Annotated in this window: 23 protein-coding genes; 7 read left to right on the plus strand and 16 right to left on the minus strand. The window is 69.6% G+C overall.

Features of this window, described 5'->3' with window-relative positions:
• Positions 1-6: 6 nt before the first annotated feature.
• The 5 genes from J3486_RS04070 to J3486_RS04090 all read right to left on the minus strand — a co-directional run bounded on the left by J3486_RS04070 (position 7) and on the right by J3486_RS04090 (position 5,139).
• Positions 7-945, minus strand: a complete 939-nt coding sequence (locus J3486_RS04070) for a VOC family protein (RefSeq protein WP_207818516.1) — start codon at positions 943-945, stop codon at positions 7-9.
• Positions 946-950: 5 nt separating this feature from the next.
• Positions 951-1,961: an amidohydrolase family protein gene (locus tag J3486_RS04075; protein ID WP_207818517.1), complete on the minus strand. Its 1,011-nt coding sequence runs from the start codon at positions 1,959-1,961 to the stop codon at positions 951-953.
• Positions 1,958-3,088 (minus strand): FAD-dependent oxidoreductase, encoded by a 1,131-nt coding sequence (locus tag J3486_RS04080; protein ID WP_207818518.1) that lies wholly within the window; start codon positions 3,086-3,088, stop codon positions 1,958-1,960. The genes J3486_RS04075 and J3486_RS04080 overlap by 4 nt, the downstream gene beginning before the upstream one ends.
• Before the next feature lie 90 nt (positions 3,089-3,178).
• Positions 3,179-4,141, minus strand: coding sequence for a cyclase family protein (locus J3486_RS04085; protein ID WP_207818519.1), 963 nt, complete (start codon positions 4,139-4,141; stop codon positions 3,179-3,181).
• Positions 4,138-5,139 carry a fumarylacetoacetate hydrolase family protein gene (locus tag J3486_RS04090; protein ID WP_207818520.1) on the minus strand — a complete coding sequence of 334 codons (1,002 nt, stop codon included), beginning with the start codon at positions 5,137-5,139 and terminating at the stop codon, positions 4,138-4,140. Before J3486_RS04090 ends, J3486_RS04085 begins: the two co-directional genes overlap by 4 nt.
• 136 nt (positions 5,140-5,275) lie before the next feature.
• Between J3486_RS04090 and J3486_RS04095 the strand changes: the two genes are divergently transcribed.
• From J3486_RS04095 to J3486_RS04105, 3 genes are all read left to right on the plus strand, one after another.
• Positions 5,276-6,193 (plus strand): LysR family transcriptional regulator, encoded by a 918-nt coding sequence (locus J3486_RS04095; protein WP_207818521.1) that lies wholly within the window; start codon positions 5,276-5,278, stop codon positions 6,191-6,193.
• Positions 6,194-6,832: 639 nt separating this feature from the next.
• Complete coding sequence (locus J3486_RS04100) at positions 6,833-7,609, plus strand: DoxX family protein (protein ID WP_207818522.1); 777 nt, start codon at positions 6,833-6,835, stop codon at positions 7,607-7,609.
• Between the two features lie 48 nt (positions 7,610-7,657).
• Positions 7,658-8,830: an MBL fold metallo-hydrolase gene (locus tag J3486_RS04105; protein ID WP_207818523.1), complete on the plus strand. Its 1,173-nt coding sequence runs from the start codon at positions 7,658-7,660 to the stop codon at positions 8,828-8,830.
• A gap of 483 nt (positions 8,831-9,313) precedes the next feature.
• Here J3486_RS04105 and J3486_RS04110 read toward each other — a convergent pair whose 3' ends face one another.
• The 3 genes from J3486_RS04110 to J3486_RS04120 all read right to left on the minus strand — a co-directional run bounded on the left by J3486_RS04110 (position 9,314) and on the right by J3486_RS04120 (position 12,825).
• A complete protein-coding gene (locus J3486_RS04110; RefSeq protein WP_207818524.1) occupies positions 9,314-10,708 on the minus strand; it encodes a serine hydrolase in 1,395 nt (464 codons plus the stop codon).
• A gap of 100 nt (positions 10,709-10,808) precedes the next feature.
• Entirely contained in the window at positions 10,809-12,014 is a 1,206-nt protein-coding gene (locus J3486_RS44885) for a CdaR family transcriptional regulator (protein WP_207818525.1), read from the minus strand.
• Between the two features lie 466 nt (positions 12,015-12,480).
• A complete protein-coding gene (locus J3486_RS04120; RefSeq protein WP_207818526.1) occupies positions 12,481-12,825 on the minus strand; it encodes a RidA family protein in 345 nt (114 codons plus the stop codon).
• Between the two features lie 262 nt (positions 12,826-13,087).
• On the opposite strand from J3486_RS04120, the gene J3486_RS04125 reads away from it, so the two are divergent.
• Complete coding sequence (locus J3486_RS04125) at positions 13,088-14,332, plus strand: FAD-binding oxidoreductase (RefSeq protein WP_207818527.1); 1,245 nt, start codon at positions 13,088-13,090, stop codon at positions 14,330-14,332.
• A gap of 144 nt (positions 14,333-14,476) precedes the next feature.
• Positions 14,477-15,883 carry a serine hydrolase domain-containing protein gene (locus tag J3486_RS04130; RefSeq protein WP_307804676.1) on the plus strand — a complete coding sequence of 469 codons (1,407 nt, stop codon included), beginning with the start codon at positions 14,477-14,479 and terminating at the stop codon, positions 15,881-15,883.
• A gap of 42 nt (positions 15,884-15,925) precedes the next feature.
• Here J3486_RS04130 and J3486_RS04135 read toward each other — a convergent pair whose 3' ends face one another.
• The 4 genes from J3486_RS04135 to J3486_RS04150 form a co-directional block, all read right to left on the minus strand.
• Complete coding sequence (locus J3486_RS04135; RefSeq protein WP_207818528.1) at positions 15,926-17,371, minus strand: amidohydrolase family protein; 1,446 nt, start codon at positions 17,369-17,371, stop codon at positions 15,926-15,928.
• A 97-nt stretch (positions 17,372-17,468) separates the two neighbouring features.
• Positions 17,469-18,476: a dipeptidase gene (locus tag J3486_RS04140; RefSeq protein WP_207818529.1), complete on the minus strand. Its 1,008-nt coding sequence runs from the start codon at positions 18,474-18,476 to the stop codon at positions 17,469-17,471.
• Positions 18,477-18,746: 270 nt separating this feature from the next.
• Positions 18,747-20,162 carry an MFS transporter gene (locus tag J3486_RS04145; protein WP_207818530.1) on the minus strand — a complete coding sequence of 472 codons (1,416 nt, stop codon included), beginning with the start codon at positions 20,160-20,162 and terminating at the stop codon, positions 18,747-18,749.
• Positions 20,163-20,966: 804 nt separating this feature from the next.
• Complete coding sequence (locus J3486_RS04150; protein WP_374194678.1) at positions 20,967-21,110, minus strand: hypothetical protein; 144 nt, start codon at positions 21,108-21,110, stop codon at positions 20,967-20,969.
• Between the two features lies 1 nt (position 21,111).
• Between J3486_RS04150 and J3486_RS45145 the strand changes: the two genes are divergently transcribed.
• A complete protein-coding gene (locus J3486_RS45145) occupies positions 21,112-21,315 on the plus strand; it encodes a transposase (RefSeq protein WP_207818531.1) in 204 nt (67 codons plus the stop codon).
• A 381-nt stretch (positions 21,316-21,696) separates the two neighbouring features.
• Here J3486_RS45145 and J3486_RS04160 read toward each other — a convergent pair whose 3' ends face one another.
• From J3486_RS04160 to J3486_RS04170, 3 genes are all read right to left on the minus strand, one after another.
• Entirely contained in the window at positions 21,697-22,713 is a 1,017-nt protein-coding gene (locus J3486_RS04160) for a GlxA family transcriptional regulator (protein WP_207818532.1), read from the minus strand.
• 56 nt (positions 22,714-22,769) lie between these two features.
• Positions 22,770-23,639 (minus strand): alpha/beta fold hydrolase, encoded by an 870-nt coding sequence (locus J3486_RS04165; protein ID WP_207818533.1) that lies wholly within the window; start codon positions 23,637-23,639, stop codon positions 22,770-22,772.
• Positions 23,640-24,091: 452 nt separating this feature from the next.
• A complete protein-coding gene (locus J3486_RS04170; RefSeq protein WP_207818534.1) occupies positions 24,092-24,523 on the minus strand; it encodes a MarR family winged helix-turn-helix transcriptional regulator in 432 nt (143 codons plus the stop codon).
• 189 nt (positions 24,524-24,712) lie between these two features.
• On the opposite strand from J3486_RS04170, the gene J3486_RS04175 reads away from it, so the two are divergent.
• Positions 24,713-25,765, plus strand: coding sequence for an esterase family protein (locus J3486_RS04175; RefSeq protein WP_207818535.1), 1,053 nt, complete (start codon positions 24,713-24,715; stop codon positions 25,763-25,765).
• A gap of 73 nt (positions 25,766-25,838) precedes the next feature.
• Here the strand turns inward: J3486_RS04175 and J3486_RS04180 are convergent, their stop codons facing one another.
• Positions 25,839-26,486 (minus strand): SGNH/GDSL hydrolase family protein, encoded by a 648-nt coding sequence (locus J3486_RS04180; protein ID WP_207818536.1) that lies wholly within the window; start codon positions 26,484-26,486, stop codon positions 25,839-25,841.
• Positions 26,487-26,520: the final 34 nt, after the last annotated feature.

Below are 26,520 nucleotides of genomic sequence, written 5' to 3' on the forward strand. Positions count from 1 at the left end.
GTCGGATCAGACCGGCGGGGCGACGAACACGCCGCGGTCGGGGTCGTTGAACGACTCCTTGGCGATCAGCTCGTTCATCGGGTTGGCGGTGCCCCACTGGTCGGTGACCTCGGGCTGCGAGAAGTCGTACACGTGCGGGTGCCAGGTGTCCTCGTCCAGACACTCCAGCTCGGTCGTGTACTCAATGGTGTTGCCGTGCGGGTCGAGGAAGTACGTGAACGTGTTGTCGCCCGCCATGTGCCGGCCCGGCCCCCAGATCTTCTTGAACCCGGCCCGCATCACGCGGCCGGAGCCGCGCATGTACTCGTCGATGCCGCGCATCTCGAACGAGACGTGGTGCAGCGCCGTGTGCGGGCCCTGCGCGATCGCCATCGAGTGGTGCTGGTTGGAGATCCGCATGAAGTGCATGACCTCGCCCATGTGCGGGGAGCTCAGCGTGTCGGAGAGGGCGAAGCCGAGGTGGCGCTCGTACCACTCCCGAGTCCGGTTCAGGTCGGGGGAGTTGAGGACGACGTGGGAGAGCTTGACCGGGATGGCCTCCTTCTCCTCGATCTTGCGGTGCTGCCGTACCTCGACGTCGGCGGAGACCTCGATGGCGCGCCCGTCGACGTCGAAGAAGCGGAAGCCGTAGCCGCCTCCCGGGGTGTCGGCCTTCCCCGGCTGCGAGATCAACTGCACGCCACCGGACAGGAGTTGCTCGGCGAGCGTGTCGACATCGGCGGGGGACGCGGCCCCGTAGGAGACGAGGTCGAGGCGCTTCTCGTCGGCCTTGCGCAGCCGAACGACGTAGTTCTCCGGGCTGCCCTCGGCGGCCAGGAAGGAGATGCCGGAGTCCTCGGCGACCTTGGTCAGGCCCCAGACGCCGGAGTAGAAGTCGAGCTGCTTGTCGTAGTCCGGCACGGCGAGGTCGACGTGCCGCAGGTGGGTGAGCAGGCGTCCGCTCATGGGGATCAGTCCTTCCGAAGACGGAGGAGGGAGGCGGCGGTGCCGCCCCGGGCGGCGTGGAAGTCGGCGTCAGGCAGGCGGGCGGCGCGCAGCGCGGCCACCGGGTCCTCGGTGCCCATGTCGAAGGGGAAGTCGGAGCCGAGCAGCACCCGGTCCGCACCGGCCACACGCACCAACTCCCGCAGCACGTGCGGGTCGTGGACCAGCGAGTCGAAGTAGAGCCGCTTGAGATAGCTGCTCGGCAGGTGGGCGCAGCCGGACCCCGCGTCGGACCGGGCGGACCAGGCGTGGTCGGCGCGGCCGATGTAGGTGGGCAGATAGCCACCGCCGTGCGCGGCGATGATCCGCAGGCCCGGGAAGCGGTCCAGGACACCGGAGAAGATCAGGTGCGAGAGCGCGACGGCGTTCTCGGTGGGCTGGCCGACCGAGTTGGACAGGTACCACCGGTCGAGCCGCTCGTCGAGCGTGCAGCCGAAGGGGTGCAGGAAGACGATCGCGCCCGTCTCCTCGGCTCTCGCCCAGAACGGGTCGTAGGCCAGGTCGGACAGTTCGCGCCCGGGGGCGTGGCTGGAGATCTCGACGCCGGCCAGGCCCTGGTCGAGGGCGTGGTCGAGCGCCCGTACCGCCTGCGCGGGGTGTTGCAGGGGTACGAGGCCGAGGCCGCGCAGCCGGTCCGGCGCGGCCGCACAGTGCGCGGCGGTCGCCTCGTTCGCGAGCCGGTACACCTTCTCGGCCGTCTCCTCGTCCGCCCAGTAGTGGTAGTGCGAGGGGGACGGGCTGACCAGCTGGATGTCCACGCCCTGGCCGTCCATCGCGGCGAGACGGACGGCCGGATCGGTGAGGCGGCGGATGCGTTCGCCGACCATCGGGCCGTTCACCTTCAGCGCGTCCGGTCCGTTGCGGCGGGCGTCCAGGGCCTTCGCCTCGGCGCGGCCCGGAAGGCCCTCGACCAGCGCCTCGATCTGCGGCAGCAGGACGTGGGCGTGCACGTCGACGGTGGGCGGGGTCGTCGTCACGGCAGCTCCCGGAGCATGGTCATGGTGCGGCCCATCAGGCCGGGCACGTCCGCGTCGCGGACTCCGTCGAGCTGCCACTGGCCGATCTGGACGGAGGCTTCGACGACGGGACGTACGCGGGCGATCCGCCGCTCGTAGTAGGCCTGGAGGAGCGCGTCGTCCCAGGTGTCGGTGGCGGTGAGCAGCTGGGTGAGCACCCAGGCGTCCTCCATCGACAGGGCCGCGCCCTGGGCGAGGGTGGGCGGGCAGCAGTGCGCGGCGTCACCGACGAGGACGACGCGGCCGCGGTGCCAGGAACCCTCGACCAGCATCCGGTCGAACCAGGTGTAGTTGACCTTCGCCGGGTCGGTGATGTGTGCGGTGATCTCGGGCCAGTGGCCGCCGTAGTGCTGGGCCAGGGCGCGCATCTCGTCGGCGTACGAGTCGGTCGGGATGGAGGCGCGGTCGCGGTTCGCCTCCACGACGTACGCGTAGATCGTGTCCTCGCTGGTGGGGCAGTAGCCGGCGATGTAGGCGGGGCCGCCGTAGGCGAGATCGGTCCGGGTCAGCCCGGCCGGGCGGGGTGCCGCGATGCGCCAGATGGCCATGCCGGTGGGCTCGGGCCGGTCCGTGATGCCGATGGCCGCGCGGGTCGTGGAGCCGAGGCCATCGGCGGCGATCACCAGGTCGTAGCGGCCCTCGGTGCCGTCGGTGAAGCGGACCGTGACGCCGCTGCCGTCCTGGTCGATAGAGGTGGCGCGCACGCCGAGGCGGATGCCGGCGCCGCTCGCGCGGACCGCGTCGCTGAGGATGCGCTGGAGGCGCGGGCGCTGCATGCCGACGGTGGCAGGCAGGTCGTCGCCGCCGGTCCGCTGGTCTTCCGCGACGTGCAGGACGGTGCCGTCGGGCGTGGTGATGCCGACCGCGTCGAAGCCGTACCCGGACTTCGCCACCTGGTCCCACACGCCGAGTTCACGCAACACGCGCAGGGCGTTGCCCTGGAGGGTGATGCCGGAGCCCGCGGTGGCGTTCCAGTCGTCCTTCGCCTCGATCAGGTCGACATTGATCCCGGCGCGGCGCAGCAGGATCGTGGCGGCGTTGCCGGCCGCGCCGCCGCCTATGACGAGGACCGTGCGGGGTGTGTTCATAAAGGGAACTCCCTTGTTCCGCTGGATGGGTGAGGAGTACTGGATGGGTGAGGAGTACTGGGTTGGTGAGGAGTACTGAGTGGTTGAGGACTATTTGACGGCGACGGGATTGACGGGCGAGCCCACGGCACCGGTGATCGGCAGGGGAGCGGCCGTGAGCCAGAAGTCGTACACGCCGTCGGCCGCGCAGTCCACGGCGAGTGCGTCCAGATCCCACATCTCGCCGATGAGCAGGCCGATGTTGGGGATCGCGACCTGGTGCAGCGGCTGGAAGGCGTGCTCGAACTCGTTCGGCCGGACCTCGAAGCCCCAGGTGTCGGTGGCGATCGCGGCGATCTCGGTGCCGTGCAGCCAGCCCGCCGTGGTGAACGACAGGCCGGGCGCCGGGCCGCCGGCGTACTCGCCCCAGCCCTCGCGCCGGGCCCGCGCGAGACGGCCGGTGCGCACCAGCACGATGTCACCGCGGCCGACGGTCACGCCGTGCGCCTCGGCGGTCGCGGTCAGATGCTCCTCGGTGATGGCGAATCCGTCCGCCAACTCGCCTGCCTCGCCCACGACGTGACCGACGTCGAGGAGGACGCCGCGCCCGGCGACGTAGGGAGCCATGTGCTCGATGCCGGTGACCAGGTCGCCGTCGGAGGTGACGACCTGCTCGGACGGACGCCCGTTCCACGCCTTGCCGTGGTCGAAGATGTGGCCGAGCCCGTCCCACTGCGTCGAGCACTGCAACGGCATGGCGATGACGTCGTCGGCGCCGCCGAGCCCGTGCGGGAAGCCCTGGTTGCCGAGGGCCGCGTCGGTGCCGGTGTCGAGCATCGTGTGCACCGGGTTGGTCCGGCGCCGCCAGCCCTTCTGCGGGCCGTCCATGTCGAAGCGTTGCGACAGCGAGAAACTGACGCCCCGTCGCACGAGCGCGGCGCCTTCCCTGCGCTTGGCCTCGTCGAGGAAATTGAGCGTGCCGAGCACGTCGTCGGCGCCCCAGCGTCCCCAGTTGGAGTACGCCTTGGCTGCGCGGGCGATGGCACCTTCCGGGTCGGTGCGGTCGAGCGTCATGCGCCGGCCTCCGCGATACACCGGGTGCGCTGGGCGCCGAGCCCGGTGATGGCGGAGTCCATCACGTCGCCGTCACGCAGCAGCCGACCCCAGTGCATGCCGTTGCCCGCCGGGGAACCGGTCAACACCAGGTCTCCGGGCAGGAGTTGAGCGCTCTGCGAGGCATAGGACACCATGCGGGCGAGGTCGAAGATCATGTCCTTGGTGGACTCGTCCTGCATGGTCTCGCCGTTCAGCTTGAGCGTGAGCCGCAGGTCGCCGGGGTGCGCGATCGACTCCGTGGGCACGATCCACGGGCCGAGCGGCGTGAAACCGGGGGCGTTCTTGCTGCGCAGCCAGTCGGTGCCGATCTGCGGCATGTCGCGGCGGAACACGGTCGCCCGGTCGGTGAGGTCGTTGGCGATCGTGTACCCGGCGACGTACTCCAGGGCCTCCTCGACGGGCACCCGGTGCGCCGGCCGGCCGATGACCGCCGCCAACTCCAGCTCCCAGTCCGGCTTCTCGGCCCACGCGGGCAGCACGACATCGTCGTACGGACCGGTGATCGCGCTCGGCAGCCCGATGAACACGTACGGCAGGTCCTCCGCGGCCCGCCGGTCCATGATCTCGGCGGCTTCCGCCCGGCGCTCCGCCTCCGGGCGTTCGTCCCCCGGAGCCTTGTGCGCCACGTGCAGATCGATCACGTGCTGGCGGTAGTTGGCGCCGGACTGGAACACCTGGCGCGGTTCGACCGGGGCATGCACCCGGAACTCGGCCAGCGGCCTGCGCTCCGTGGAACCGTCGTCGGCCAGGGAGCGCAGCCGCGGCAGCACCCCCGGCCAGTCCTCCAGGAGGCGGCGCACGGTCAGCCGCTCGTCATCGAGGGCGGCCCGCAGGTCGACGACGTGCTCGTCGGGGGTGACGAGGGCGGGGAACGCCGGTCCTTCGGAACCCGACAGGGTCGCGAGGGCGAACGGGCCGGCGAAGGGCGCGGATGCGGGAGCAGGTTTCACGGACATGTCCTCCTGATTGCGGTGGGACTAATCTGGACCCGCCACCCGAGATCAGGGAAATAGATTGTGTGGATGACCAGCATCCACTGAGCAGATTTCACCTGGTCAGCGTCGTGCGACGCCGTACAGCAAGGGAAACTCCGTGAACCTGGCTCGCCTGGATCTCAACCTCGTCGTCGCCCTGCGCGCCCTGCTGGAGGAGCGCAACGTCACGCGTGCCGGGCAGCGCGTCGGACTGAGCCAGCCCGCCATGAGCGCCGCGCTGTCCCGGCTGCGCCGCCACTTCGACGACGATCTGTTGGCCCGCGTCGGCGGCCACTACGAACTGACCGCCCTCGGCCAGGTCCTCCTCGACCGCACTTCCACCGCCTACGACGTCCTCGAACGCCTCTTCTCCAGCCAGGCCGAGTTCGACCCGGCCGAGGAGAGCCGGGAGTTCAAGCTGGTGGCCTCCGACTACGCCGTCTCCGTGTTCGGCACCGAACTCGCCCGTGTCGTGCACGAGGAGGCCCCCGGCGTCCGGCTGCGGTTCGCACAGACTCCGCCCACCGTGGTCGACGACACCGCCACCCTGCTCAGTGCCGTCGACGGACTGCTCATGCCGCACGGCGTGATCAACGGCTTCCCCGCCACCGATCTCTACGAGGACCGATGGGTCTTCGTGGTCGCCGACGACCACCCCACCGTCGAGGACCGGCTCACCCGGCAGGACCTCGCCGACCTCCCGTGGGTCACCTACCAGCGGATCTACGACGCACCGGCCGTGCGGCAGCTCGGCATGCTCGGCGTGGAACCGCGCGTGGAGGTGTCCGTCGACAGCTTCCAGCTGCTGCCGCAGCTGGTGGCCGGCACCCGGCGCATCGCCCTGGTCCAGGCGCGCCTCGCCCGCCTGCTCGCGCCGATCGCCCCGGTCCGGATCGTGGAACCTCCCTACGAGGCCGTGCCGCTGCAGGAGGCCCTGTGGTGGCATCCGGTGCACACGCACGACGCCGCGCACATCTGGCTGCGGGAGACGGCGGCGCGGGTGGGCGCGCGGCTCTCGCCGGTGCACGACGGATGATCCGCGAACGGACCCGGTGACGTTCCCGGCAACGTCCTGGCCCAAGGGCGCCACGCGATAAGGCCATCTCATGGCACTGACCGGCTCAGCGACCGGGCCCCGCCCCCCCACGCCTCTCGACGCCGGGCCGGTCCCGGCCGCTTCGACCTCACGCAGGAGCCCCTCGGAGCAGGTCGACCACGGCGTGGCGGCGTGGGCAGCCATCAGTGCGTCGGCGGCATGTCTCCTCCCCATGTCTCCCCCCATGTCTCCCGCCTCGAAGCCGCGTGTTCGCTGACGGTTCCTGTCCGTCGGGTCGAGCACCCGGAACTCCTGGACCCGCCAGGGCGCCACCTGGCCAACCCTCTGGGCCTCCCTGCGTCCCTCCCCGTGCACATTCCGCTCGGCGAGCTGACGGCAGTCACCGATCGCGCGCGTGGTGGCGGCATCCACGCCATGGATCAACGGCATCCGCACTCGCGATGACACAAGGGATTCCGTCGCGGCCGAGTCCACCGCACAGTGGCGCATACGTCATCCGCCAGTACGACGTGACGGCGCACACCCGGCCCTACCAGGCCACCGTCATACCTTCATGCCGCCGAACCGCACGGCACTGGCCATGGCGCTCACACCTTCACCCTCCGAGAGGACTTCACCATGCCCGGTTTCCGGTCGGACACGCTGCGGCGAGCCGTCGCTCTCGCCCCGGCCCACCGTTTCCAGTCCGCCGCGCCGAGTATCGTGCGGGTCGCCGCCGGCGCCGTCACGGCGGTTCACGGCATCGACAAACTTGTCGACGGACCAGCCGGATTCGGCGTGTTCCTGAGCAGTTTGAGTGTCCCCGCGCCGACGGCGACGGGGTGGGCGGTGGCGATCGGGGAGACCCTCGGCGGGCTGCTGCTCGTTCTCGGACTGCTCTCGCGGTTGACGGCGCTGCTCCTGACCGCGCATCTGTGCGTGGCGATCGCACTGGTCAACGCGGACACCGGCTTCCTGACGCCCCAGCAGGGCCCGGCGGGCGGGGCGGGCGCGGAGTTCCCGCTGATGATGGTGGCGGCGTTCCTCGTCGTCCTGCTGGCTGGACCGGGGCCCCTCGCGCTCGACCGCCCCTTCGGTATCGAACTCCCGCCACCGGCTGGTCACAAGGCCGCCGTCGCCACGCGTCCTTGCGCGGTCCGCGCGTCCGTCGTGAGCGGTGTGATCGGGGGCGTCATCGGCGCGGCGATGAGCGCCCTGGCCAACTACCTGGTGGTCGGGGTCCCTTCCACCGCTGGGGCGAACGCGGCCAACCATGCGGTCTCGGGGCTGATCAGCGGATTCTTCGCCGGGTTCTTCGGGCTGCTGATGCACCAGCGCAAGCACGGCCCCGCGACCGGGCCTGCCGCCGCGGGGGCCCCGCCGGTGCCCGCGACCGCGCCGACAGCCGAATTCTGACGTGCCATCAAAGGTTGCTCAGCACTCAACACTTCAGAGGATCCATCTGTGTGCCATGTCCTTGACCAAGCCATCCGGCAGTCCCTCCCCCCGGCGGGCCCCGGCCGCCGCCGCTTCCTGAAGTCCCTGGGCGCGGCCACGGCGGCCGGCGGGCTACTGGCCGTGGGGTCGTCCGGCGCGGCCACAGCCGCCCGCCGCCACCGCACCCGCCTCGTGCTGCTGGGCACCGCCGGCGGTCCCGCCTGGCTCGACGGCGCACGGTGCGGCGTGTCGAGCGCGGTCGTGTACGGGGACCGGGTGTACCTCGTCGACCTGGGACACGGCGCCATGCACCGGCTGGTGCAGAGCGGGCTCGGACCGGGCGACGGACTGGGATCCGCCCTGTCGACGGTGCGCGGCATCTTCCTGACCCACCTGCACAGCGACCATGTCGCCGACTGGCCCGCGATGTACGCGACCGGACCCACGAACATCGTCGGCCGCGGCCCCGAGCCGATCCAGGTCTTCGGCCCCGGCGACCGCGGCGTGCTGCCCGCCATGTTCCCTCCGGGACGGCCCGAGCCCGCCGTCTTCAATCCGGAGCGGCCCACACCGGGTATCACCGCCATGACCGGCTACCTGGGCCAGGCGTTCGCCACCGACTTCAACACACGTGTTCGGGAGAGCGGTTTCACCAGCCCCGATGACCTGTTCTCGGTACGCGACATCGATCTTGACGGCGTATGGACCGTGGATCAGGCCGGCAGGCCGCCGCGTCTGCGCTCATCCCTGCGCGTCTGGGAGGACGACGACGTCCGCGTCACCGCCACGCTCGTCGATCACGCCCCGACCGCCCCGGCGTTCGCGTTCCGCTTCGACACCCCCGACGGCTCGATCGTCTTCTCCGGCGACACCTGCGTCAGCGACAACCTGATCGATCTGGCGCGGGACACCGACGTGTTGGTGCACGAGGTGATCGACCCGCAGTTCGTGGACCAACTCACGGCAGCTCTGCCCGAGGCCCAGCGTGACGCGATACGGGAGCACCTCCTCACCAGCCACACCGCGATCGAACAAGTGGGCCGTGACGTCGCGGAACCGGCGGGAGCCAGGCACCTGGTCCTGAACCACCTGGTCCCCGCGGCGAATCCCGCCCGCCGCTGGAGAGGCGCGCAGCGCGGCTACTCCGGCAAGCTCGTCGTGGGCGAGGATCTGCTCACCCTCGGTGTCGGGCAGGCGTGATCGTGAACCCGTGGTCGTAAGACGAACGAGACGGGGCCCGGCGGTACCCGGACGTGTCGCAGCCGCCGGACTGCCCAGGCCAAGAGAGGCTTTTGCCGGCGACCCAGTGCTCGCTCGGGCGGCTGTGGATGGCGCGGTAGCGGGGGAGCAGGAGGGCGCAATGGGGGGGAAGCTGGGGGAGTCGGGGCCGGGGACCGTGTGCTCGGCTCCGTCGGTGTCCTGGTGCCGGATCCGGTACCAGGCTCGTAGGAGCCTCGCTCCATGTGCCCGCGCTCAAGCTGCGGGCTCATGGATGACGAGCCCCAACCGGGCATGGCGGTACGCGATCCGTACGCGTACCGGTGGGTCCGTGGTCGAGGAGACAGCGCGGTTCTACTTCGGTGCCGGCGCGTGACATCCGAACGAGCGCCATGACGTCGGAAGGACCGCTGACGACGGTGTATCGATGGGAGAACGCCGAACGCGTCGGCGTTGAGCGTGAGTTCAGGGTGTCCGCTCGTAGAGCGTTCCGACCCGGACCAGCGTGGGGCGGCCGTCCGCGCCCGGGTCGTAGAACCGCACGGCCGCGAAAGTCCCTGGGGCGCCGAGGTTCATGGAAAACCGGCGCTGCTCGCTGTCGATGCAGACGAGCGGCAGGGCCTGACTGTCACCCGGCGTGCGGCCATTCAGCCGTTCCCACGCGGCCAGTTCGGGCGCGGGCGTCATCCGCAGGTGCAGCCGCCCGTCGTGCACGTCGACGGAAACCTGGCCGTTGGGTGATCGGTAGACCCCGGTGAACTGCTCGTTGTCGACCTCGACCGTGGGCTCCGGCGCGTATGAGGGAGCGGGACTGCGTACGTCGAAACACTCCCTGAGCAGACGCTCACACAGCGCGGAGTACAGCTGAAACCCGGTCGTGCTGTTCGTGAGTACCGCCAGGACGGCCTGCTGCTTCGGAAGCACATACAGGGTCGAGTGCATGCCGAGGTTGGCGCCGCCGTGCGCCAGCACCGGGTCGTCGCCCTCGCGGACGATGGCCCAGCCGAGCCCGTAGTTCACGTACATGGGGAAGCAGCCCCAGAAGTCGTCGAACTGGGGTTCGCGCATCTCGTGAAGTGCCCGGGGGGACAGGAGCCGGCGTCCGTCGGGAGCCGTGCCGTCGATGTGCAGCCGCCCGAAACCGATCAGGGCGTCGATGTCGAGCCACAAGCGGGAGCCGGCCGGGCCGACCTCGGGCCAGGCGCGCAGGCGGGTGACCGGTGAGGCGCTTCCGTTGGCGGGGTCGACGGTGTGTCCCACGGCGGTTGATCGCAGGAGGAGTTCTTCGGCGTCGGCGGTTGCGTTGAGGCCGAGGGGCTGCAGGACGCGGGTGCTCAGGGCGGTGTCGTAGCTCTCGCCGGTGATCACTTCGATGATCCGGCCGAGGGTGCTCATTCCCATGTTGCTGTAGGACCACCGCTCGCCGGGGATCCCTGTGACCGGCAGGGCGTGAAGCTCTCGTACCAACCGTTCGAGCACGTCATCGCCCGGGGCCAGGTTTGGCATGTAGTCGCCGGGCAGACCGGATGAGTGGTTCAGCAGCATGCGTACGGTGATGGCTGCGGACCGCCCGGAACGCGCAAGCTGGAAGTCGGGCAAGTAGTCCCGTACGGGCGCGTCGAGCTTGAGCAGACCCTCGTCGACGAGCGTCATCGCCAGGGACGCCGTGAACACCTTGGTGACGGACCCGGCGGCGAACAGCGTATGGGGCAGCACGGGAGCACCGGTCGCCACGTTGACCGTCCCGGTCTGGGCCCTGACGAGTGTGCCCTCGTGCCACAGGGCCGCTGACGCGCCTGCCACGTTGAATTCCTCGGCCAGGTCCGCAAGCCGACGGGTGAGCTCCTGCGACGTCATCATGGCCACAAAGGTAGGTGAGCGGGCGATCAGTCACACGCGACAGTGGTCGCCTGTTCAGCGATGACCGTTTGACGGATGTCGAGGCATGTCGTGCCGTGGCTCACACGAGACCCAGGAGCCGGGAGACCTTGATGCCCAGGTGGAGGATGAGGCGGTGCTGCCCGTCGGAGAGGTCGAGTTCCGTGACCTCTTCGATGCGGCGGACGCGGTGGTACACGCTGGCGCGGTGCAGTCCGAGCTCGTCGGCCGTCGCCCGGGCGTCACCCGCCCTGTCCAGGTACAGCTCGGCCGTGGTGAAGAGCTGAGGGTCGGCCTCGAGCAGGCGGCGTACCGCAGGATGCACTCCGTGAGCGCCAAGCTGGTCGATGGGCTGGCCGGCGAGCAGCGCATAGATGCCCAGTGCCTCGTGGGCGACCAGCGGGGCGAACGAGGGGACGACCTCCGCAACGCGCAACGCGTCGAGCGCCTGGGTGTACGACGTCACGGCGTCGTGGAGGCGGTGGGCCGGGCTGCCCGTGGCGACATGGACATCACGCCACTTCGCGCTGCGGCCCAGTCGTTCCAAGGAGGCCGCCCTGATGGCTGCCGGCAACTCCGGCGAGCGTCGCAGCGCCGCGGTCGGCGTGACCAGGACCGCGTGATCCGGCCGGACCAGGCGCAAGCGCCCTCGATCGCCAAGGCGGGCGGAGGCCGTGTTCACCGCGGCCTGGAGAGCTATCCGGTCGTCCTCGTCGACACTGGCCGCGTCGGCGGGCAGCGGGCGCGCCACAACGACGGTGACATCGCCGCGCAGCGCGAACAGGCCCTCCTCGACCAGCCTGGCCGAGGCCATGCCCCTGACCTTTGCGTCGTCCGAGAGCAGGTCGCGGACCAGCTCGCCCTCCCGAGCCGTGCGCAGGTGGGAGACAACGCGCTCGCGGAAGCAGATGGCGCCCGCGTCAGCGGCCGCCGCCGACGCCAGCTCTAGCTGCGCCTCGGTAAGTGAGCCCTCTGCGTCGAACAGCCACAGGTAGCCGAAGCGCACGTCCTGATACACGACGGGCACCGCCACCCGGGGCAGGATCCCGAGATCATTGTCAGCCGGGAGCCGCACCGGTCCGGTCGCGCGCCCCAGACGCTGGCGGCGCAGCCACGCCAGAGCCTCGGGCGGGGCCTCACGTCTGAGGATGACACGTGCGCGCCATGCGTCGCCCTCGTCGGCGTGTGTGCTGTAGGCCAGCAACCTGAAGTCGAGGTCGTCCACGGCGACCGCGCGCCCGAGGCGATGCGCGAGCGCCTCCACCACGCGCTGAAGCTCTTCGAGCACACCACTCACCACCCTGCCGCAGACCTGTACCCGTCCGGTCACGGCTCCCGCCGACGCCTCGCCCAGTCGTACCACGGCATGCGACGCCAGTCACATGGTGGGGCATCCCGAAGCGACAGCTGACGCGTGCAGTGATGTGCGGGCGCCACACCTGGTCTCCGCTCTGGGCGATGGCGATGGCGATGGCGATGGCGATGGCGATGGCGACGGGACCGGCGCCGACTGCTCTTGCCTGTGTGGGGCCGTACGACAGCTGTAGCAGCGTCGATGCCCAGAACGCAACGCCGGCCACATGCCTGGCAGCACGCTCTGCGCGAGTCTTGTGGGGTCCGGCGTCCGGCACCGTGCCTGCTCGGCGCGGTCCGCGATGTCGTCGCCGGGCACACGACGGTCCGACCTGGAGGCTCCCATGCGCGCATCGCCGACGACATCACCACTGGGCCCGCTCGTTGAGGGCCTCGGGCCGTCAGCGACGGCGGGCCCAGGCTTCTAGCTCGACCAGGGCGCCGAACGGCAGTTGGTGTACCGCCACGCACGTACGGGCCGGGGGTTCGGAGCTGAAGACCGCGTTGTACCGCTCGTTGAAGACGGTGAAGTCGTCCATCGTGGTCAGGTAGATGTTGACCTTGACCACGTCGGAGCGCGTCAGTCCGGCCGCGTCCAGCACGGACAGCAGGTTGGCCAGGGCCTGTTCCGTCTGCTCGGCGGCGCCACCGTCCACCAGGCGGCCGTCGAGCAGACCGATCTGTCCGGAGATCGCGACAAGGTCGCCGGCATCCACGCTCGGACGGAAGTGCGGAAAAGAGCTCATCGGTTCGCCTCACTTGGGAGATGACAGTCGGTCGGGCCCGTTCCGGCTCACTATCTGTCTTCCGCCGCCCGAAGTCGCCCTGCAGTTGTCCGGTGTTGAGGGTCTCGTTTTCGACGTCTGTCACATCGGCAGCCGCCCTCACCACAGCACAGTCCTCTCTTCAGGAGACCAGCATGCTTTCGAAAGAAATTCTGGGCCCGCCGTGCGCCCACGGGCGTCGGCCCGTGGGTACGGCCGACGCCCGTGCAGGCGGTGTTCAGGCATGACTCGCTCGACGCGCAAGCCACCCGGGCGAGTTGCCGTGATCGGCGCCGGGATGGTCGGTCTGTCGACCGCATGGTTCCTCCAGGAGGCCGGAGTGGAGGTGACGGTCCTCGACCGCTCCGGCGTGGCCGCGGGCTCCAGTTGGGGCAACGCGGGATGGCTGACGTCCAGCCTGGCTGCTCCGCTGCCCGAACCGGCGGTCCTGAAATACGGCATCCGTGCCATGTTCAGCCCGTCGTCGCCGCTCTACATACCCCCGACCGCTGACCCGCGCATGCTCAAGTGGCTGGCACAGTTCGCTCGTAACTGCACCTCATCCCGCCGGGACAAGGCCATGCAGGGCATGCTCCCTCTCATCGAGGGTGCCCTGCCGGCGTTCGACGCGCTGGAGAACGGCGGGGTCACCGCCCGCACACAGTCGGCCGATCCGCTGACCGCGGCGTTCCGCACCGCGCAGGACAGTAAGGGACTGTTGGAGGAGTTCGCACACCTGCGGGCCACCGGCCGTCCGGTGGACTTCGAGATTCTCGACGGCGCCGAGGCAGGGAACTCCGAACCCGTCCTGGCCGACGAGATCACCCGCGTGGTGCGCCTCCACGGCGAGCGGTTCATCGATCCCGCCCAGTACGTCCGGGCCATCGCCGACTCCGTACGGGCGCGCGGCGGCCTGATCGTCGAGAGGGCGGAAGTGCACGCCATCCACCGGGCCGGCGCCAGTGTCACCGTGGCCGGCGAGGACTACGACGCCGTCGTACTCGCCCACGGCGCGTGGATCAACCGGCTGGCCCGCCAGACAGGTGTCAGGCAGATCGTGCAGGCCGGTCGGGGTTACTCCTTCACCGTGAAGATGGATCAACTGCCCAAGGGGCCGGTCTACTTCACCCAGCAGAAGCTCGTCTGCACGCCCCTCGGCGACCGGGCGCGGATCGCCGGGACGATGGAGTTCCGCGACGTCAGCGCGCCCAAGGACCCGCGACGCATCCAGTCCCTCGTCGCACAGGCGCGCACCCTGCTGCGAGGCGCGCATCTCGACGACCGCCAGGACGAATGGGTGGGCGCCCGTCCCTGCACCGCGGACGGCCTTCCCCTGATCGGTGCCGGGAGCGACTCCCGTGTCTACGTGGCCGGCGGCCACGGGATGTGGGGCATCTTCCTGGGCCCGGTCAGCGGCAGGCTCCTCGCCGAGCAGATCGCCACGGGGCAGCGTCCCGAGGCACTGCGCGCCGTCGACCCACTGCGCTGAGGAGACGACCCGGCCGACAGCGGAGCGACAACCGCTGTCGCCTCGCCCGGCCGGCCCGAACATCACGTCCCCGGCCGCGGCGAGCACTCCGCAACGTACGCACACCTCCGCCGTATCCCCACCTCCCCGAGGAGACAGCCCGCCGTGACCCGACCACTGAGCGTCGACAACCTCTCCTCCTCCGTGCTGCCGCAGCTTGCGTACCGGCAGCGGCGGCTCACGGAACTCGCCGAACGGCACCGGGTACCCGGCGCGGTCCTGGGCATCGCCCGCGGTGCGCACAGCGACGTGGTCGCGTGCGGCGTACTCAACAACGCCACCGGAGTCACCACCACGTCCGACTCCCTCTTCCAGATCGGGTCCATCACGAAGGTGTGGACCGCGACCCTGGCCATGCAACTCGTCGACGAGGGCGCCCTCGACCTGGACACCCCGGTCGCCGACGTCCTGCCGGAGCTGCGCCTCACCGACCCGCAGGTGGCGCGGCAGGTGACGATGCGGCATCTGCTGACCCACACCAGCGGCATCGACGGGGACGTGTTCACCGACACCGGGCGCGGCGACGACTGCCTGGAGCGATTCGTCGGCCAGTTGGACGAGGCCGCGCAGAACCATCCGCTGGGGGCGACCTTCTCGTACTGCAACTCCGGGTTCGTGCTCGCCGGTCGGGTCATCGAGAAGCTGACCGGCACGAGTTGGGACCGTGCGTTGCACGAGAGGCTGTGCGCGCCGCTCGGCCTCGAGCACACCGTCACGCTGCCGGAAGAGGCGCTGCGCTTCCGCACCGCCATGGGCCATGACGCGGAGGGCGACCAGCCACCCCGCCCGGTCCCCGTCTGGGGCTTGCCGCGCTCCCAAGGACCGGCCGGCCTGATCACCGCCACGGCCGAGGACGTCCTCGCCTTCGCCCGCCTGCACATGACGGGTGGCACCGCCCCGGACGGCGCGCGGCTGCTCTCGCAGCGTTCGGCGCAGGCGATGGCCGAGCGGCAGGTCGAGCTGCCGGACCCGCTCTCGCTCGGGGATTCCTGGGGGCTCGGCTGGATCCGCTTCGGCTGGGACGGCCGCAGACTGATCGGGCACGACGGGGCCACGCTCGGGCAGGCGGCGTTCCTGCGGGTGCTGCCCGAGCAGGACCTGGCCGTCACGCTGCTCACCAACGGCGGTGCGGCAAAGGACCTGTACCGGGAACTGTTCGGGGAGATCTTCGCCGAGCTCGCCGGGGTGGCCGTGCCGCAACCTCCGCAGCCACCGGCCGTACCCGTGTCCGTGGACGCACGCCGACACCTCGGGCGGTACGAGCGGGCCGGAACCCGCATCGACGTCCTCCAACGCGCGGACGGGCTGCGGCTGCGGCACACCACGACCGGGCCGCTCGCACACCTGGTGGCGGAGCCGGTTCTGGAGACCGTGCTGGTGCCTGTCTCGGACAGCCAGTTTCTCGTGCGGTACGCCGACAGCCCGTCCTGGATCCCGGTGACGTTCACCTCGCTGCCCACCGGCGAAAGCTTTGTGCACCACGGCATGCGCGCGACCCCGAAGGTGTCCTGACACGCCTTCGGGGTCGTCGTGCGACGGCCGGAACTCCGGCCGTCAGTGCGCTCCGTTCACACAGCTCGGGCAGCCCGGCAGGCGAGCTCCGTGATGGAGGGACCGCTTGTAGCGAGCCTCTTCGTCGAGCGGGCCGGGCAGCTCCGCGGTCAACAGCGGCCGCTCCGGGAGCGCTTCGAGGTCCACCAACGCGCCGTCCTTCACGACTGCGTGAATGCTTCGGTAGTTCTTGGCGCCCTGCAACGGATCCGCGTCGAGCACGACCATGTCGGCGATCTTGCCCACTTCGAGTGTTCCGAGATCATCCTCGACCTTGTAGGCCCTGGCGATGTTCCGGGTCGCCGCGTGCAGCAGGCCCATCGGCGACATGCCTTTTTCTTCCATGGCCCGCAGCCAGACGAAGTGACCTGTCGCCAGTCGGCCCAGAGCTTCGTCCTCGGGCAGTCCGTTCCAACTGGCCTTGATCATCGGTTCCTGCATGACCTCCGGGGCGAAGATGCCTCCGTCGTTCGCGAGGAGGATCATCGCGTCGGACTCGATGAGGCGGCGCGTATTCGCGTCCGACGCCTTCCATATCGTCCACTCGAAATCCGAGACGCTCTGCTTCAGAGCCTCCCTTCCGCTGTCGGTCAGCGGAAAGACGACGGCACCACAGTTGTGCCGTGACATGAGTTCGAGGGTCTCGCCCGGGATCTCCACAGGTCCTGTCATGTTGCAGTGCTGCACGAGGTCGCAGCCCGCCTCGATCGCCATCCGCAGGCCCTCGACCGACTGGGCGTGCGCCTGGGCGGTCAATCCTGCGCGATGAGCCTGTTCGACGATGGCGCGTTGCGTTCGCTCGGAGAACTGGATGAAGGCGCCGGCCGAGGTCCCACCGTGTTCGTTCGCCGCGTACTTGACGAAGTCGATGCCGTGCTCGATGTACGTGCGGACCTCTTCCCCCACCGCCTCGGGCGTCAGCCACATCAGATGCCGCCCGGTGTTCTCGACCCACGTCGCGTTCACGCGGTCGACGAAATGAGAGCTGCCGACCCCGGGGATCCTCGCGTCGAAGTCAGGCGAGAACGGGCCGTCGAACCCGATGATGTTCCCGGCGCAGCGCACGCGGCTGCCCACGACCTCGCCCCGGTCGATCCTGTCGCGGACCGTCATGAGCGCGCGCCGCGGCCCCCATGTGTCGAACACCGTCGTCATTCCGCTCTTGAGCGCGACCTGGGCGGCCTCGACGATCAACTCCTCGTATCTTCCCTCGTACCGGACCAGCGTCTCGAAGAGGATGTTGACGAGTAGATGCACATTGGCGTTCATCAACCCGGGGATGATGAACTTTCCACTGAAATCGACCACTTCGGTGTCCGGCAGAACCGGAATCTCGGCCGGTCGGCCGATCGCCACGATGCGACCGTCGTCCACCAGGATCGACCGGCCTTCGATTCCCTTTTCGGAGACACCGTCGATGACGGTGGCACCGGTCAACAGGAGTGACATGTTCTCTCTTTCAAGGCCGACTGCGTCTTTCTGAGAGGCGCAGCACGTCGGACAAAAACTGGCTTCTCGATGCCGCCCAAAGAGCTTCGGTGGGCGATCAGCGCCACACCGTCTGCGCCACGCGGAGGAAATTCTCACCGAGGATTCCGCGGACGGCCTCGGGCGGATATCCGCGGTCTGCCAACGCCGCCGCGATGGCGGGCAGTCGCTCCGGCTCGATGAAATCGATGCGATCCCACTGCCCGTAGCTCGACGGAAACAGGTCCGGATTCTGGGTCAGTTCATCGTTGACGTCGTCGGTGGCGAAGCAGAAGTCCAGGCCGAGCCCCACGTGCTCCCAGCCGACCAGATCGACAGCGTGATCGACGTGGCGGACGAGCGCTTCGGTGCTCGTGTCGTTGTCGCCCAGGAAGATCCCGACGCCGTTGATCCCGATGACACCGCCCGTCGCGGCGCATGCCTGGATCTGGTCGTCCCACACGTTGCGCTCGTGGTCGTGGACGGCCCGTACCGCAGAGTGGGACAGCACGACCGGTGCCGTCGATGTGGCGAAGATGTCCATCGACGTGCGGTAGGAACAGTGGGTGGCGTCGACGACCATGCCCACCCGGTTCATCTCGGTCACTACTTCTCGGCCGTAGTCGGTCAGACCGTCGTCGAGGTCGTCATGGCAGCCCGATCCGGCGGCATTGCGCTGGTTGTAGGTGAGCAGCATGGTCCGCACGCCGAGGTCGTAGTACGTCTGCACGGTGTCGATGCGGCCGCCCAGGGGACGGGTGTCCTCCAGGTCGAACGCGACCGCGAGACGCCCGGTGGCCTTGGCCCGGCGTACGTCGTCCGCCGAGGTGGCCATGACGTAGCGGTCAGGGTGCATGAGCACGTGACGGCGGAACGCGGACAGGACCCGGACCGTGTCGGCGATGTCGTGTGGCGCGTAACCGACGTTCACCGACACGAATGAAGCTCCCGCCTTCGCGTAACGCCACAACTCGTCGACGCGGGTGTCCGGGTCGAGCGGAAGGCAGCAATGCTGCTCCCACACCAGCGCTCGGGCGTACTCGGCCGCGAATCCGGGCTGCTGCTCCGTCGCGTACTCCTGCTTCATGGATCTCCCAGAGGCGATAGGCGGGTCTCGGCCGAATGCTAGGACCGCGTGAGACGGCAGGCGAGCGGCAGTTGTCGTGCGGAACGCGAGGCTCGTTCGACTGCTGTAGAAAACTGTCGCCCGCCATGGAGGGGCGCGTCGGCGAGTGCTCCGTTGTTTTGGCCCGTGGGGTTGCGGCGCAGCGCGGAGACGAGGCAGGAGACGCCGCAAAGGAAGGTGCATCCGAGCCCGTGGCCTGCAGTGGCCGCGGGCCCATGCGGAGGCCGGCGCTTACGAGCCTGGCACCGGATCTGGCACCCTGCTCGCCGTGGGGCGGCTGGGTGCCGGGGCGCGGCCGGGCATGAAAGCGACGATCACGAGCGGGAGGACGGCCAGGATCGCGGCGAGCAGGAATCCGAATCGGAAGCTGCCTTCGGTGGGCAGACCGTTGACCTGATCCGTGCTGCTGGACAGCGCGGCGGCCGAGATCTGCACGCCGATCGCCGCACCGATCCCGCGCGCGACCATGTTGACCGAACTGGCGACACCGGTGTCGGCCGGATCCACCGACGCGATGGTGCCGGCGTACAGCGCGGTACCGGCGGCTCCGACGCCGATCCCGACGGCCACGATCAGACTGAGGACGACGTGCCATGGGGCGCTGTGCCAGACCGCGGCGAAGAGCAGCCCGGCGGCGGTGACGAGCAGCGCCGCGGTGACGACCAGGCGAGACCCGAACCAGCGGACCAACTGCCCGGACAGCGGCCCGACGAACATCGCGCAGAGGTACGCCGGGAACAGGTAGAGGCTGACCTGGCTGGTGGAGGCGGTGAAACCGAACCCGGCCACTTTCGACGGCATCGCGAGCAACTGCGGGAACAGGTACGCCGGGACGGCGGACCCCGCGCCGACGACGCCCGCGACAACGACCGAACTCCACACGCCGCGCCGCCCGAGGAGACGGAGGTCGATCAGAGGTGAGCCGGCCCGCCGCTCCACGGCCACCCAGCAGGCTCCGCTGACGAGCGTGACGGCGAACAGCGTCAAGGATTCGGTGGACAGCCATCCGGTGCGGGGGATCCGGGAGAGATCGAACGTGAGCGCGCCGAGTGCGACGGCCAGCAGCAGTGCGCCCGGCCAGTCCAGCTTCTCCCGTCCCTCGTGTCGGACGGCGGACGACCTGCGCTGAGGCAGGGCGAACTGCGCGGCGACGGCCAGGGCGGCCACCAGCAGGGTGGGCAGCAGGAAGACCCAACGGCGGGACATGGCGTCCGCGATCGGGCCCGCGGCCACGATCCCCAGGCCGGTGCCCGCGATGAAGGGCCCCGTGACCAGTCCGACGGCGAGCGCCACGCGCTCCCGCACGTACTCCCTCACCAGCGTGAACGCGACCGGCAGAATGCCGACGCCGATGCCCTGGAGCGTCTGGCCCACCAGCATCACAGGCAGGGAGTCGGCGAAGGCCGATATACCGGCGCCCGCGACGATGATCCAGGTCATCACGAGCAGCATGCGGCGCCCGCCGAAGTTGTCGGCGAGCTTCGCCGTGATCGGGCCCGTGACCGAGCCGCTGAGGACCAGAGTTGTGGTGAGCAGCGCCGCCTGCGCCGCAGTGAGGGTCAACTCGCGCTGCAGGAGCGGAAGCACGGGGATGGGGACGTTCTCCAGAGCGCCGACGGCGACGGCGAGTACGGCCAGCACAGCCATGCCCGCTCGGGGAAGACTGCGCTGACCTGAGTGTGGTGCGGAATCGGGCACGACGGCCTCCAGGAAGGAGCGGGGACGAGGAAGAAGCGGGGACGCGGGAGCACCCGCCTGCGGTAGCGGGATTTCTGGCGTGACACTCGGGCGCCGGAGACGACTGCGCCTCCGTCGGCCGGTCCGGCCCGCTCCTCGTACGTGAGCGAGGGCGCCGCGGAAGTGCTCATGGCCGTCCGCCGCATGCGTGACAGATATGTCATGGCTGGAAAGCGTGACGGCGGGGGCTTCGTTCAACAATCGACACACGTCGGAGTTCGCGTCACGAAAGTCGGTCAACTGTCGCACCGTGTGCGGGGAAGCCGGGGCCTGTGGGGGTGACGTCCATCAAGGGGAGGGGCAGCGTGCGTGAGGTTGTTCGCGCTACTTTCCGCGCAAGCGTCAAGCTGTCGCACGGAGAGCACACAACGCACTCACTGCACAAGGGGCGTTCTGTCCGACACGTTGCTCGCACACAGCTGAACTGCATGAAGTCCACGTTTTTTGGTTCCACATGTTTCGCGATGACCCGTCATGTGGAATGCGTTGCGATCCTTGAGCCTGCCGAAAAGGGTCGCTGAACTGTGTTTTCGGCGAGTGTGCGTTACGGGCGATCTCTTGACGCATGTTCGCCGCATGTTCGACGGAGATGTGACGCACCTGACCCGCGTTCTGACGATTCGTCAGGAAGCCTGCTGCTCAGGCGGCCTTGCGTCAGGTCTGCTCTGTGGCTGGCGTTCGGACGAAACGGCGCGGAATGGGGTTGAGTCCTGACTACGGTCTGGCCGTGCCGGTGAAGTCTCCGGAGGGGCAGGTGACGGCCCAGGCCGCCTCGATCATCTGAAAGATCTCGCCCACCGCGGCCTGCGGATCGGCCGCCTCACGGGCCAGCGAATAGGCGTCGACGCTCCAGCTCACCGTGCAGATCGTCAAGCGCAGTGACGACGTATCGGGGTCCATGGTGCTACCGAGGCGCTGGTGCGTGGAGCGCACGTTCGCCTGGCTGTTCCGCTCGCGCCGCTTGGTAAGCGACTACGAGACGCTGCCAGCCGTCCGCGAGCAGATGGTGCTGTGGTCGATGACGATGCTCATGATCCGACAGCTGGCCCGTCGGCGAGGGTGAACCGGCCCGGGGCCGACTCTGTCGCCGAGCCGCGGTCCGCGAGCCGCTTCATCTTCGATCGCTCGCCCTCCACGCCGGCCGGCCCTGCCGGGGGGCCGGGGCCACGATCTGACCGCCGTCTGTCCCCACAAGATCGTGCGGATCCGGGGCGGACTCACCGCGGCACAGCGGACCGTAAACCGCACACGCGTCGGCGTCCGCGCGCCGTCGAGCGAGGCCTGGCCCGCTTGGCATCCCGGCGCGTCTTCCGCGGATCCCGCTGCGGCCCGAATCGAACCAACTGATCGGGCTCTCGGACGGCGACAACGGCTTCCGAGCACGTGTGCGTGTGCTGGGGTGCAGGGCGCCGGGGGTGCATCCCAGGGCGTGGCACCTGCCGGGTCATCGCCTGCCGACAGGCCGCGGTGTGCCCGTGTCCGCGGTCGTGGACATCGGGAAGTTCCGGCGGTAGCGGTCCGGCGTGGTGGCCAGGCGGCGGGAGAAGACGCGATGGAGGGTCTCGCCGTGTCTGTACCCCACCGTCCTGGCGATGGCGCCCACGGTCAGGGCGGTTGTCTCGAGCAGGCGGCAGGCCGCTTCGAGGCGCAGGCTCTCGACGAGGTCGGCCGGAGTGCTGCCGGTTTCGGCGCGGAACGCACGGGCGAAGCTCCGCTCGCTCATTCCCGCCCGGCATGCCAGGGCCGCCACGCTCAGGTCCTCGTCGAGGTGGTCGGGCAGCCAGTCCTGGACGGAGCGGACGGCCGGGGTCCGTGCGGTCTGGGCGCGCATCTGGGCGCTGAACTGGTTCTGGCCGCCGGGGCGTCGGGTGAAGACGACGAAACTGCGGGCGATGGACTGTGCCACTTCGGCTCCGTGGTCGTACTCGACCAGGGCCAGGGCGAGATCGATGCTGGCGGTCACTCCTGCCGAGGTCCACCGGTCACGGTCGTGCACGTAGATCCGGTCCGGTTCGACCCGCACCCGCGGGTAGCGCTCGGCGAGCTGCCGGGTCGCGGCCCAGTGCGTCGTCGCCCGGTACCCGTCGAGCAGCCCGGCTGCGGCCAGCAGCATCGCGCCGGCGCACACCGCGGTGACACGCTGCGAAACCCCGGCGAGCACCGGGAGTTCCCTGACCACCTCCTGGGACGCCGAAGGATCGAAGGCTCCGAAGCCGCCGATCACGATCATCGTGTCGATGTCCGTCTCGCCGAGGGCGGCTTCCCGGATCGAGTGCTCGACATGGATCTTCAGCCCGCCGGCGACGGTGACGGTCCCTGCCCGCGGCGCTGCCGTCACGATCCGGTAGGCGGTGCTCTCCAACACGGTGTTCGCCGCGTGGAAAACATCCATCGGACCGGCCAGTTCGGTCAGTTGTATACCGTCGTACGCCACCAGGACGACAGTGCGGGATGAGGCCATGGCACCATCATCGCCGCGAGCACGGGACGCGAAAACCCACCGTCGGCCGGCAGCGGTCACGTGGTGTGCCGAACGGCGTCTCGGGTGTGCTCCCGCAGGAAGGCGATGACCAGTTCGGCCACCCGGTCGCTGGACTGGGCATGCGGGTAGTGTCCGCCGTCCTCGATCACGGCGACCTGCCCCAGCCCTGCGGGCATGGCTGCGACGATGGCCTCGCCCTCGGCCACCGGGTCGGGGAAGTCCGGGTCCTGGTCGCCCATGATGACCAGCGCCGGGCACCTCACCTCCGGCAGTCGCGCCCCGGCGTCGGCCGGAGTGGTCCGGCCGGTCTTCATGAACTCCTGCCACCGCCCGGGTCGCCGCAGCGCCGTCATGAGGTCGTCGATCTGCCGCCGGTAGTCGTCGGGCTTGCCGGGATACGCGACATCGAGGTAACTCCGCCACAGGCCATGGGACTTCAGCAATTGCGTCCCGATCAACCGCAGGCCGCCCCGGCGATACCGGCGGACGGTGAGCAGCGCGCCCACATCGATCTTCGTGACCCTGGTGAACGGATTGATCTCCACGATCGTGGTCACCAGTTCCGGGGCCAGAGCCGCGGCGATGGTGGCGGCGCCACCGGACAGGGAGTGCCCGACGATCGTCGCGGGCCCGCCGAAGTGCCGCACGACCCCGAGCAGATCACCGGCGACATCGGTCCGGCTGATGGCGCGCTTCCCCGTCACCGAGGCCCAGCCGGTACTGGACTCCCCGTGCCCCCGCATGTCGGCGTTCACCACCCGGTACCCCGCGTCGACCAGCACGGGCACCAGATGCCGGAAGTCTGCGCGCCAGGTCCCCATGCCGTGGGAAAGCACCACGAGCGGGCCCTCGCCGACCACGTCACAGGCGATGCGCCCGCCCTCGAGTTCCACGAACTCCGTCATGTGCCACACCTTCCGTCGGCCACCCACCGCCGCGAGACCCGCGGCACACCGATTCAAGACCCCCGCACCCCACGGCAGCGAGCACCGGGCAGGGACGATCAGGCAGCTGGCTGTTCTGGTCAGAGACTGACGGGAACAGCACCTCCGGAGGCTGAGCCCTGGCGGTTCCGACAGCGCGGCGTACAAGAAGGCGTTCGGCCCGCTCGACCTCGACGGGCTGGAGCGGATGGCCGAGGTCGAGGCCGAGGAGATCGCGCGCGCCGTGCTCGTGCTTGCGTGCGACGGCTTCCCCTGCATGGCGGGCGCTTCGGTCTCGGTGGACGGCGGAAGCGCCACGGGGAGGTGATGTGGCAGGACTTCTCTTCGAGGCGGCTGGAGGTGTTCGCTGCGTTCCGCCGGTCTCCGTCGTGGGGGGAGGGGGAACGTACCGGCTGGGCGATGGCGCTGATGGTTCAGTCGACGTGAGGCATGAGGGGAGGTCCGTCCTTTTCGACAGCAAGGGCCACGACCCGCAGGAGAGCGGCCAGCTCTCCCAGATCTTCCGCGCACAGGGGTGCGAGCAGCGTGGCCTCGGCCTCCCGCTGGTCGTCGATCACCACTGCCCACGTCTCGGCCCCTCGGGGGGTGAGACCGACGAGCAGGCTGCGGCGGTCCTCGGCCGCGTGCTCGCGAGTGATCAAGCCTGCCGCCTGCATGCGGTCGAGGCGGTTGGTCAAGGTCGCGGGATGGATGCCGAGCCCCTGAGCGAGACGTGTGGGTGTCATTCGGTAGGGCTCTCCCGCAGAACGCAGGCGCCACAGGATCTCGTACTCCCAGAGCTTCAGGCCGTGCCGCGCCAGTGCGGCTTCCTTCTGGCGCTGCAAATGCCGTACGAGCATCTGCATGCGGGTGACGGCACCCTCCAACTCCGGTACCAGTCCAGGAACCTCATGCCTCCAGCGGGCGATGTGCCGGTCGATCGAGTCTCCTGGCTGCGCTGATTCCGCAGCTGAATGCCGTGATGTCACGGCGTCACCCTACCGTCCTGAAATTATGGAGTCAGATATTTTGAAATCGTAGTAACGTCTCGGGTCATGGCGACCTTCCACCTCAAGGGCCGTATCGATGAGCACGTCATCGACAGCGCTCTGCTCCGCGGCAACCCCCTCGGCGACCCGGCGCAACGGCCGCTGTGGGTCTACACCCCGCCCGGTTACGACGACGCGCCCGAACGCCGCTACCCCGTCACCTATCTGCTCCTCGGCTACGCAGGGACGCTGCCGGTCTGGGGCAACCGCACGGCCTACCGCAAGCCGGTACCCGAACTCGTCGACGAGCTTTTCGCCCGGGGGGAAGCCCCCGCGATGGTGCTGGTCTTCGTGGACGCCTGGACCTCCTACGGTGGCAGCCAGTTCGTCGACTCGCCCGGCACGGGCCCCTACCACTCCTACCTGTGCGAGGAGATCGTGCCGTACGTCGACGCCCGCTACCGCACGCTCCCCGTGCCCGACCACCGCGCCATCGCCGGAAAGTCCAGCGGCGGCTTCGGTGCGGCGGTCACCTCCATGCTCCGCCCGGATCTGTTCGGCGCCTTCGCCACCCACTCCGGCGACTCGCTGTCCGAAGCCCAGTACCAGCCGCACTTCTTGACCGCCGCCCGTCAACTGCGTGCCTACGGAGGCGACATCAACCGGTGGTGGGACGATTTCCGCTCGCGCGTTGCCTTCACCAAGGAAGAGGACTTGAACCTCCTGGAGATCCTCGGCGTCTCCGCCTGTTTCTCCCCCGGCCCTGACGGCTCGCCCACCCTTCCGTTCGACCCCCGCACCGGGGCCCTGCGCGAGAAGGAGTGGGAGCGGTGGCTGGCCTGGGACCCGGTCCGGATGGCCGCCACCCACGCCGACGCCCTCCGTTCCCAGCGCGGCATCTGGATCGACGCAGGCACCCGCGACGAATGGTTCCTCGACCTGGGTGCGTCGGCCTTCCGTGATGCGCTCGCCGAGGTCGGCGTGGCCGACGACATCGTGCATTTCGAGCTGTTCGAGGGCGGCCACCATGCCGTCGAGTACCGGATGCCGCCTGCCCTTGCCTGGCTGGCGCACCGCATCAGCGACCGACCTCAGCCTCCCCGGGCAGCTCAACGATGAGACACCGAAGACGGCCACGATGCAGCCGTGTCGAGGCAGTCACGGTGGACCGTCGCGACGCACGCCGGACCGGCTACCGCATCGGATCCGGGGACGAGGCGTGGACGGTGGAGAGCCAGGCGTCGGCTATCAGCCGGTGTCCGAGAGGGGTCGGGTGGACACCGTCCTCGGCCAGCTCCGCCGCCGGGCGGTTCCGCGCGGCGCGGGGCAGGAGGAGATCGGCGCGGACCACGTGGGCGCCGTTGTCCGCGGCGGCCCGCAGGACGGCGTCGGTGCGGGGCCCGAGATCCTCGAACCAGGCTTCCTGCCCCGGCTCGACCGGGAGGAGGAACGGGGTGATGACGACCAGCCGCGCGGAGAGCCGCTGTGCCGTGACAGCCAGCAGGCGGTCCAGGCACGTACGGAACTCCGAGACGGAGCTGAGCAGTCCCTGGTCGTAGCGCCGCCAGGTGTCGTTGATGCCGATCTTCACGGTGACGACGGTCGGGTTCTGGTCGATCACGTCGGCGGTCCAGCGGGGTTCGAGGTCGTACACGCGATGGCCGCTGATCCCCCGGTTGACGATCCGGGGGCCGGAACTGCCTGCCGCTCGGTCGCGCAGGGTCCGGGCGATCTCGCTGACGTAGCCGGTGCCGAGCGAGGTGGCGTCCGCGCGGTCGCGGCCCGCGTCGGTGATGGAGTCGCCGATGAACAGGAGCGTGTCGTCGTCCGTGAAGTGCATGCCTGCCGTCCGGGGTCGGGGTGGAGGGAGCGGG

This window comes from Streptomyces sp. VRA16 Mangrove soil (assembly GCF_017377775.1).
GTDB lineage: Bacteria > Actinomycetota > Actinomycetes > Streptomycetales > Streptomycetaceae > Streptomyces.

Coding starts and splice junctions, on each gene's coding strand:
- J3486_RS04080 (WP_207818518.1), bottom strand. CDS start 3,088: ATGAACACACCCCGCACGGTCCTCGTCATAGGCGGCGGCGCGGCCGGC.
- J3486_RS04110 (WP_207818524.1), bottom strand. CDS start 10,708: ATGATGACGTCGCAGGAGCTCACCCGTCGGCTTGCGGACCTGGCCGAG.
- J3486_RS04090 (WP_207818520.1), bottom strand. CDS start 5,139: ATGTCCGTGAAACCTGCTCCCGCATCCGCGCCCTTCGCCGGCCCGTTC.
- J3486_RS04070 (WP_207818516.1), bottom strand. CDS start 945: ATGAGCGGACGCCTGCTCACCCACCTGCGGCACGTCGACCTCGCCGTG.
- J3486_RS04085 (WP_207818519.1), bottom strand. CDS start 4,141: ATGACGCTCGACCGCACCGACCCGGAAGGTGCCATCGCCCGCGCAGCC.
- J3486_RS04165 (WP_207818533.1), bottom strand. CDS start 23,639: ATGACGGAGTTCGTGGAACTCGAGGGCGGGCGCATCGCCTGTGACGTG.
- J3486_RS04135 (WP_207818528.1), bottom strand. CDS start 17,371: ATGTCACTCCTGTTGACCGGTGCCACCGTCATCGACGGTGTCTCCGAA.
- J3486_RS04145 (WP_207818530.1), bottom strand. CDS start 20,162: ATGGCTGTGCTGGCCGTACTCGCCGTCGCCGTCGGCGCTCTGGAGAAC.
- J3486_RS04125 (WP_207818527.1), top strand. CDS start 13,088: ATGACTCGCTCGACGCGCAAGCCACCCGGGCGAGTTGCCGTGATCGGC.
- J3486_RS04180 (WP_207818536.1), bottom strand. CDS start 26,486: ATGCACTTCACGGACGACGACACGCTCCTGTTCATCGGCGACTCCATC.
- J3486_RS04120 (WP_207818526.1), bottom strand. CDS start 12,825: ATGAGCTCTTTTCCGCACTTCCGTCCGAGCGTGGATGCCGGCGACCTT.
- J3486_RS04140 (WP_207818529.1), bottom strand. CDS start 18,476: ATGAAGCAGGAGTACGCGACGGAGCAGCAGCCCGGATTCGCGGCCGAG.
- J3486_RS04175 (WP_207818535.1), top strand. CDS start 24,713: ATGGCGACCTTCCACCTCAAGGGCCGTATCGATGAGCACGTCATCGAC.
- J3486_RS04160 (WP_207818532.1), bottom strand. CDS start 22,713: ATGGCCTCATCCCGCACTGTCGTCCTGGTGGCGTACGACGGTATACAA.
- J3486_RS04170 (WP_207818534.1), bottom strand. CDS start 24,523: ATGCAGATGCTCGTACGGCATTTGCAGCGCCAGAAGGAAGCCGCACTG.
- J3486_RS04100 (WP_207818522.1), top strand. CDS start 6,833: ATGCCCGGTTTCCGGTCGGACACGCTGCGGCGAGCCGTCGCTCTCGCC.